The following is an 8772-nucleotide window of genomic DNA, read 5'->3' as shown; positions in this document are numbered from 1 at the left end:
GTTAACGAATGGCGAGTGACATGAGAAAGGTAAACGAGCAACAATTTGGTTTTACTTATGGCTACCGTGTATTGGCTTATACAGGATTGAGTGCCCTTGCTTTTTTAGACTTGGCGCATAGTCAGGGTCACGCTCTATTAACGACTTTAGCATTGCTGGTGTCTGCGCTGGGGTTGTTGATGGAAACATTGACCGTTCAGCCAACAGATTCTTCGCAAGGCTAGCTAACTCACTCAACAGCGACACTCACTCTCATTCCCTAGTTTTCTTGGGCTTCCCCGCTTTCAGAGCGGGATTTTTTTTGCTTGTTATTCAGTGAAAACCAGAAACGGAAACAAGGCCAATATCTCGCTGAGTATTGACCCTGTGTCATATGATGAATCTTACGTTTATGGTTAGTCTCGCTTGGTGATATCAATCACCACGCGGCCTTTTATTTCGCCATTGATGATTTTATCGGCGTACGCTGGCGTCTGGGCAAGGGCGATAGTGTGGCACGCTTGTTCAAAGTAGCGTGCGGGTAACAGCTTGGTGAGTGACTGCCATGCGGCGAGCCGTTGTGGTCTCGGGCAAGAGACAGAGTCCACACCTTGCAGGCGTACATTCCGCAAAATAAATGGCATGACGGTGGCAGGGAGATCAAAGCCACCGGCAAGGCCACATGCAGCGACCGTACCACCATACTGAATTTGTGACAGCACGTTGGCGAGCATTTGACTGCCGACGGTATCAACTGCACCAGCCCAGTGTTGTTTATCAAGCGGGCGCCCAGGGGCGCTAAATGCGTCGCGCGGTAAAACGTCATCGGCACCAAGCTGTTCAAGCCAGGTTTGGTTTGCGTCTAGGCGGCCAGTGACAGCACTGACGCGATAACCGAGAGCATGTAATAAGGTGACGGCGACAGAGCCTACGCCACCACTGGCGCCCGTGACTAACACTTTGCCGTCTTCTGGTTTAACGCCGCCATCAATCAAGGCTTGTACGCATAACATGGCAGTCAACCCAGCGGTGCCGACCATCATGGCTTGTTGTTCAGTCAGCCCTTCGGCTAAGGGGACTAACCAATCACCGTTAACGCGCGCTTTCTCAGCCATGCCACCCCAGTGGCCTTCACCGACGCCCCAGCCGGTCAGCACCACTTTATCTCCAGGTTGATAGTCTGGGTGCTGGCTGTCTGCAACCGTGCCAGCAAAATCAATACCTGGCACCATCGGAAATTGGCGCACAATTTTCCCTTTGCCGGTAATGGCGAGGCCATCTTTGTAATTGAGTGAACTATAGTCAATATCGACGGTAACATTGCCGTCAGGGAGATCACTCTCTGCTAAGGCGGTGATGCTGGCGAGGGTTTGTTTTTCGTGTTGTTCGAGGACAAGCGCGTTAAACATGGCATTCTCCCGGTTGGAATAAGTGAGCGGCCATACTAGGCCGAGCGAATAAGCGACCACTTGCGTTATATCAATCACTATGCGATTGAACGCCGTTAGACGCAACCCAAAAAAAAGAGCGGTAAACACCGCTCTTTTATCGTCACGAAGAAGGCATTACACGCGTTCGAACACGGTGGCAATCCCTTGACCCAAACCAATACACATGGTTGCCAACCCTAAGGTGGCATCTTGACGCTCCATTTGATGCAACAAGGTGGTCGAGATGCGTGCACCTGAACAGCCTAATGGGTGACCCAAGGCAATGGCGCCGCCATTGAGATTGACCTTTTCATCGACTTTATCCATCAGGCCGAGATCTTTGACGCAAGGTAGTGATTGCGCGGCAAATGCTTCGTTCAGCTCCACAAGATCAATATCATCGATACTCAATCCAGCGCGTTTCAGTGCTTTTTGGGTGGCTGGCACTGGGCCATAACCCATAATTGATGGATCACAGCCGGCAACGCTCATCGCTCGAATACGTGCTCTAATAGGGAGCCCGAGTGATTTGGCTTTTTCTTCGCTCATCACTAGCATTGCTGATGCGCCATCTGATAGCGCTGATGAAGTACCCGCCGTGACTGTGCCCGTAACAGGGTCAAAGGCGGGGCGCAGGTTAGCCAAGCTTTCAACCGTGGTTTCTGGACGAATGACCTCATCATCTTCAACCAGAGTTAGTAGGCCGTTAGCATCATGGCCTTCGATAGGCGCTATCTCCTGTCTAAAGCGCCCTTCTACCGTGGCTGCGTGAGCACGCGCATGAGAGCGAGCAGCAAACTCGTCTTGCATTTGGCGGCTAATACCATGCATACGACCAAGCATTTCTGCAGTAAGTCCCATCATGCCTGCTGCTTTTGCAACCGATTTAGACAAACCAGGGTGGAAGTCGACGCCATGGTTCATCGGCACGTGTCCCATATGCTCCACGCCCCCAATCACGAAGGTGTCACCATCGCCAACCATGATTGCACGCGCTGCATCGTGCAGCGCTTGCATCGACGAACCACACAGGCGGTTGACGGTGGTAGCACCAACGGAGTGTGGGATCCCCGCTAATAAAGCGGCATTACGCGCAATATTAAAGCCTTGTTCTAGCGTTTGCTGGACACAGCCCCAATAAATATCTTCAATTGCGCTGCTTTCGACTGCTGGGTTGCGAGTCAGTAAGGATTTCATCAAGTGCGCCGATAAGTCCTCCGCGCGTACATTGCGAAATACACCGCCTTTAGAGCGGCCCATTGGTGTACGAATACAGTCAACGATCACTACATTGTTCATTGTTCTCTCCTTAACCTTAGGCTGATTGCGGTGCGTTGACCGGGGTCACATCAAAGTAAGCCTGTTTGTCGCCGGCACGACGTTTCATATCCGTTGGGACATGATACAAGGCGCCAAGATCAGAGAATTTGTCTGCCATTGCGACATAGTGATCAACACCCAGAGTATCAACATAACGGAAAGCACCACCGCGGAATGGTGGAAAACCAATGCCATAAACCAAGGCGATATCTGCTTCAGCAGGAGAGGCGATAATGTTTTCTTCGAGACAACGTGCCACTTCATTGACCATCGGCACCATCATACGAGCAATTATATCTTCATCACTGATATCTGACTGATTCCCCTCGATCACGGAGGCAAGTAACTCAGGTACGGCTTCATCAGCTTCTTTTTTCGGCTTCCCTTTTTTATCGATAGAGTAGCGATAGAAACCCTTGCCGTTCTTTTGACCGAAACGCTCGGCGTCGAACATCACATCAATCGCATCACGACCTGATTTACTCATGCGATCAGGAAAGCCTTCTGCCATCACCGCTTGCGCGTGGTGCGCGGTATCGATACCAACCACGTCGAGCAAGTAGGCAGGGCCCATTGGCCAGCCAAATTGCTTCTCCATAATCTTATCGATGCGTTGGAAATCCACACCGTCACGAAGAAGAAGGCTAAAGGCATGGAAATAGGGGAAGAGTACGCGGTTGACGAAAAACCCGGGACAGTCATTGACAACAACCGGTGATTTGCCCATTTTCGCTGCATAGGCAACCACACGGGCAATGGTTTCATCGGAGGTCTTTTCGCCTCGAATCACCTCGACCAACGGCATGCGGTGGACGGGGTTAAAGAAATGCATGCCACAGAAGTTTTCTGGGCGCGCCATTGACTTGGCCAACGTATTGATAGGAATGGTGGAGGTATTCGATGCAATTACCGCATCCGCACTCACTTGCTCTTCTACCTCTTTGAGAACACTGGCTTTGATTTTAGGGTTCTCTACCACAGCCTCAACAACTACATCGCTATGTTCAATGCCGGCATAGTGTAGACTTGGGGTGATTGACGACAGCACCTGGCCCATTTTAAAGCCATCGATACGACCGCGTTCGAGTTGCTTATTGAGTAGCTTGGTGGCCTCTTTCATGCCCAAATCTAGCGATGCTTGTGCAATGTCTTTCATCATTACAGGCACGCCTTTTAGGGCCGATTGGTAGGCGATGCCGCCGCCCATAATACCTRCACCTAGAACGGCACCACGCTGGGTATCTTTCCCTTGTTTAGCGGCTTTTTTCGCCTTGCCTTTGATCACTTGATCATTGAGGAAAATCCCGACTAAGGCTTGAGCAACGTCGGTTTTTGCCAGTTTGACGAAATAGCGATTTTCGACCTTGAGTGCCTCATCGCGTGTCATGCCGGCCGCCTCTTCAATGGCCGTCACGGCAGTCATGGGCGCTGGATAGTGCTTACCGGCTACCTGAGCCACCATGCCTTTAGCCATAGTAAAACTCATGGCGGCTTCTGTGCGGTTTAGCCCCAATGGTTGTTTTTTCTGCTGACGACGGCCTTGCCAATCAATTTTTTCATTGATGGCTTGAGTGAGCATACTGATTGCCGCGTCACGAAGGTTATCTACTTCAACGACGGCATCCACTAATCCTTCTTTGAGCGCTGCCGCGGCGCGTTTTTCTTTACCTGCAGTGATAATTTCCATCGCCGTATCGGCACCCACTAAACGCGGTAAGCGCACGGTGCCACCAAACCCAGGCATAATACCCAGTTTGGTTTCGGGGAGACCAATCCGTGCGTCAGAGCTTGCAACACGTAAATCGGTAGAAAGAATACACTCGCAGCCGCCCCCTAAGGCATGGCCGTTGACGGCGCTGATCGTCGGATAGGGGAGGTCTTCTAAACGATTGAAGATTGCGTTCGCGCGCGAAACCCAATCAGAGAGCTCTTGGTCGGGCTTGGCAAATAAACCGAGAAACTCGGTGATATCGGCGCCGACAATAAAGGCCGACTTTGCAGATGTGAGCATGAGCCCCTTTACATCTTCTCGGCCTGCTAAGGCGTCGAGGGCTCGGTCTAGGCTTTCTAGCGTCGACAGATCCAGTTTATTGACAGAACCCTGGCTGTCCAGTGTCAGTTCTACAATGCCGTTTTCCAATGCACGAACTGAAAGGTTATCTCCTTGGTAGATCATGGTTTTTCTCCACGTTGGCCGTACCATCCTGGTTGAATACTGTTCTGGTTAGACCAGATGAACTCTAGTGTGGATCATTGTTATAATAAATGACAACCAAAAGTTAAACGAATGTTTAAAATATGTGGTGTGGATTGTTTTTACTGTATGGGCGTCCCTGTAGAAGAAGCGGAGATATGATAAAGTGCGAGGTAGAAACTCAAGGATTATATCACTATGCCGATCACGCCTTATGCGGTTCCTGCAGAGACTGTCAGGCACGAGCTTGAAATAAAAAAGAGCCGATTTATCACCTATCTTGCTCACACACCGGGTGAGGCAGACGCGAAGCAGTTTATTCAATCTTTACGCAACGCTTACCCTGATGCGCGCCATCATTGTTGGGCCTTCGTCGCGGGAAGACCCGAATCATCGGTACAATGGGGCTGTGGTGACGATGGCGAGCCCGCAGGAACCGCAGGTAAACCAATGCTTGCACAACTGTCGGGCGCAAAGGTCGGAGAGATCTGTGCGGTGGTTGTCCGTTATTTCGGTGGGATCAAACTGGGTACCGGGGGCTTAGTGAAAGCATACGGTACCAGTGTGCAACAAGCGCTAAGCTTATTAACAACGCGTGAGGTTGCTGTCACGGTTCCTTACACAATAAGCTGTGAATATGCTCACATTGATACTATCGAGTCGCTACTAAAGCAGTACCATGGCATTCAGCTTGATGCTGCGTTCAGTCATAATGTGCAGCTAGCTGTCCGTATTGATGCGCGATTCATCGAAGGTTTTCTTGATGCGCTAAAAAATCAAACTCGTGGGCAGGCACAAGCTTGCTCGACAGAACATCAATAATTAACGTCAGGCATTTAGCCTGCTTTACGTGTAACGATGAGACGGCAGTAAAAGGCTGTCGCTGATAAGAGGGCCACGTCAGGCTATGCAATTTCGTTCCATTACCCGCATCGTCGGACTTCTACTGGCCCTGTTCAGCATTACCATGCTCGCCCCTGCGCTGGTGGCTTTTATTTACCGTGACGGTGCTGGGCTCCCGTTTGTATTGACATTTTTCTTACTGCTTGCGGGGGGCGGATTACTTTGGTTTCCAAACCGTGATTACCGGCATGAACTCAAAGCGCGCGACGGTTTTTTAATTGTCGTGCTGTTCTGGACGGTGATCGGCAGCGCAGGCTCTGTGCCGCTGATGTTGTCGGAACAGCCTGATTTATCGGTCAGTGAGGCGTTTTTTGAGTCCTTTTCGGGGTTAACGACGACAGGGGCGACCGTGATCGTGGGGTTGGACGAGCTCCCTAAGGCTATTCTATTTTATCGCCAGCTGCTTCAATGGCTGGGCGGAATGGGGATTATCGTCTTAGCGGTGGCGATTCTTCCCGTGCTTGGCATCGGGGGCATGCAGCTTTATCGTGCAGAGATCCCAGGGCCGGTCAAAGATACCAAAATGACGCCCAGGATAGCCGAAACCGCGAAAGTCCTTTGGTACATTTATCTGACACTGACGGTCAGCTGCGCGTTAGCCTATTGGTTGGCCGGTATGTCAGCGTTTGATGCGATTGGGCATAGCTTTTCAACCGTTGCAATTGGCGGTTTTTCAACCCATGACGCAAGTATCGGTCACTTTGACAGTACGGCCGTAAACCTGATCACCGTGGTCTTCTTGTTGATATCTGCTTGCAACTTTTCGCTTCACTTTGCGGCCTTTGCTAATAACGGGCTCAATTTAAAGTTTTACTTGCGCGATCCAGAATTTCGCGCATTTTTGGTGATTCAGCTCCTATTATGGCTGGTGGTGTTTGCCATGCTGAGTGGACATCAGGTTTATAACAGCTCCACGGAGACCTTCACTCAAGCATTATTTCAGTCGGTATCTATTTCAACCACCGCAGGCTATACCACGACGACATTTGCTCATTGGCCGCTGTTTTTACCTGTTCTCCTGTTATTCACTTCCTTTATCGGCGGGTGTGCAGGCTCAACAGGTGGGGGGATGAAAGTCATTCGTATCTTATTGCTTTCACTACAAGGAACGCGCGAGCTTAAGCGCTTAGTCCATCCTCGTGCAGTGTATACGATTAAGGTGGGCAACAAAGCCTTACGTCAACAAGTTGTCGACGCGGTATGGGGATTTTTCTCCGCTTATGCGTTGGTCTTTGTGGTCTGTATGCTGGCGTTAATTGCAACCGGCATCGAAGAGCTGACCGCTTTTTCGGCTGTGGCGGCCACACTCAATAATCTCGGCCCAGGCTTGGGCGAAGTGGCTGCTCACTTTGGTGATATTAATGACACAGCGAAATGGGTACTGATCCTGGCGATGCTGTTTGGTCGTTTAGAGATATTCACATTACTGGTTTTATTTACCCCCACTTTTTGGCGTAGCTAAACAGGGGAAGGAGAAGCAATGAGCAACGCAACGCAGAAAGTGCTGCTGTTACACTCAAGTCGGGAAGGGCAAACTAAGAAGATTCTACATTATATAGAGAGTCAGCTTGGAGAACGTGCGCAGTGTGACGTGAGCGATCTCCATCAAGCACCAACACTCGACCTTACCCAATATGATCGGGTGTTAATCGGAGCATCGATTCGTTATGGCCACTTCAATAAAAAGCTCTATCAATTTATCGATACGCACAGCGAACAGCTAAACCGAGTGAAAGCGGGCTTCTTTAGTGTCAATTTAACCGCGCGTAAACCTGGTAAAGATACCGCAGAAACGAGTGCCTATAGTCGTAAGTTCCTAGAAAAGTCGCCATGGACGCCTCAGTTGCATGGCGTGTTCGCCGGGGCCCTCTACTACCCGCGCTATAAATGGTTCGATCGTATGATGATTCGCTTGATTATGCATATTACCGGCGGCGAGACGGATACGAGTAAGGAAGTGGAATATACCGATTGGCAAAAAGTGAAAGCATTTACTGACCAATTTGCCCAGTTTTAGCCCATAGTGCTGATTCTTTGACCGAACGGCGGCTTTTTTACAAAAAAGTCGCTTTCCCCTCTTGCTAAGGCGATCAACTTCTCTATAATGCGCCTCCATCGACACGGCACACAGGGCAAGCGCTCAGCAGCCATGTCGGGGTAAAAAATCAAATAAAAATAAACGCTTGACGTGAGTTTTTAAAAGATTAAGATAGCCGTCCACTTAACGCTAAGCGTTAGGGGAGTCAAAAAGAGGTTTTATTCCGGCCCTGAGGGTTGAAAATAAAAGATAAAATTTCTTCTTGACTTTAACGGCAAGGCRCGTAAGATACGCAGYCCTGACCAAGYGAAGCGCAGCTTCGCACAGTCAACGCTCTTTAACAATTTGACCTATGCAATCTGTGTGGGCACTCGTTGAGAATAGACAAAAAGATTTATTCGATGAACTGAGTGACCAATACGAWAYAACKTTTACGTTRTTCGGCACAGTCAATTCGTTTGTCTCGCAAGAGACGAACAAAACAGTATTTATCGAGCCGTTTGTCTTTTCTTTGGAAAAGCAAACACCAAAACTTTAATTGAAGAGTTTGATCATGGCTCAGATTGAACGCTGGCGGCAGGCCTAACACATGCAAGTCGRGCGGAAACGGCRGTATTGAARCTTCGGTGGATTTACTGGACGTCGAGCGGCGGACGGGTGAGTAACGGCTGGGAACCTGCCCTGACGAGGGGGATAACCGTTGGAAACGACGGCTAATACCGCATAATGTCTACGGACCAAAGGTGGCCTCTACATGTAAGCTATCGCGTTGGGATGGGCCCAGTTAGGATTAGCTAGTTGGTAAGGTAATGGCTTACCAAGGCAACGATCCTTAGCTGGTTTGAGAGGATGATCAGCCACACTGGGACTGAGACACGGCCCAGACTCCTACGGGAGGCAGCAGTGGG

At 50.0% G+C, this 8772-nt stretch carries 7 protein-coding genes and 1 rRNA gene; 5 read left to right on the top strand and 3 right to left on the bottom strand.

Going from position 1 to position 8772, the window contains the following annotated elements; genetic code table 11:
• Nucleotides 1-20: 20 nt before the first annotated feature.
• On the top strand, nucleotides 21-224 hold the full coding sequence (locus BZG79_RS07960; RefSeq protein WP_025744548.1) for a hypothetical protein: 204 nt from the start codon (nucleotides 21-23) through the stop codon (nucleotides 222-224).
• A 171-nt stretch (nucleotides 225-395) separates the two neighbouring features.
• Here BZG79_RS07960 and BZG79_RS07955 read toward each other — a convergent pair whose 3' ends face one another.
• The 3 genes from BZG79_RS07955 to fadB form a co-directional block, all read right to left on the bottom strand.
• Entirely contained in the window at nucleotides 396-1388 is a 993-nt protein-coding gene (locus BZG79_RS07955) for an MDR family oxidoreductase (RefSeq protein WP_077774138.1), read from the bottom strand.
• A 156-nt stretch (nucleotides 1389-1544) separates the two neighbouring features.
• Complete coding sequence (gene fadA / locus BZG79_RS07950; RefSeq protein WP_077669498.1) at nucleotides 1545-2708, bottom strand: acetyl-CoA C-acyltransferase FadA; 1164 nt, start codon at nucleotides 2706-2708, stop codon at nucleotides 1545-1547.
• Between the two features lie 16 nt (nucleotides 2709-2724).
• Entirely contained in the window at nucleotides 2725-4905 is a 2181-nt protein-coding gene (fadB, locus tag BZG79_RS07945; protein WP_077774137.1) for a fatty acid oxidation complex subunit alpha FadB, read from the bottom strand.
• 216 nt (nucleotides 4906-5121) lie between these two features.
• Here fadB and BZG79_RS07940 point away from each other — a divergent pair, with 216 nt between their 5' ends.
• The 4 genes from BZG79_RS07940 to BZG79_RS07920 all read left to right on the top strand — a co-directional run.
• Nucleotides 5122-5745 (top strand): YigZ family protein, encoded by a 624-nt coding sequence (locus tag BZG79_RS07940; protein ID WP_077774136.1) that lies wholly within the window; start codon nucleotides 5122-5124, stop codon nucleotides 5743-5745.
• A gap of 85 nt (nucleotides 5746-5830) precedes the next feature.
• Nucleotides 5831-7288 carry a TrkH family potassium uptake protein gene (locus BZG79_RS07935; protein ID WP_077774135.1) on the top strand — a complete coding sequence of 486 codons (1458 nt, stop codon included), beginning with the start codon at nucleotides 5831-5833 and terminating at the stop codon, nucleotides 7286-7288.
• 18 nt (nucleotides 7289-7306) lie between these two features.
• Entirely contained in the window at nucleotides 7307-7843 is a 537-nt protein-coding gene (hemG, locus tag BZG79_RS07930; protein WP_077774134.1) for a menaquinone-dependent protoporphyrinogen IX dehydrogenase, read from the top strand.
• 556 nt (nucleotides 7844-8399) lie between these two features.
• Nucleotides 8400-8772: ribosomal RNA gene (locus BZG79_RS07920) — 16S ribosomal RNA — on the top strand; the annotation flags it as partial.

Source organism: Salinivibrio sp. MA427, from assembly GCF_001996115.1.
In the GTDB taxonomy this organism is placed as follows: Bacteria; Pseudomonadota; Gammaproteobacteria; order Enterobacterales; family Vibrionaceae; genus Salinivibrio; species Salinivibrio costicola.
This window is presented reverse-complemented; position numbering and strand designations above follow the sequence as displayed.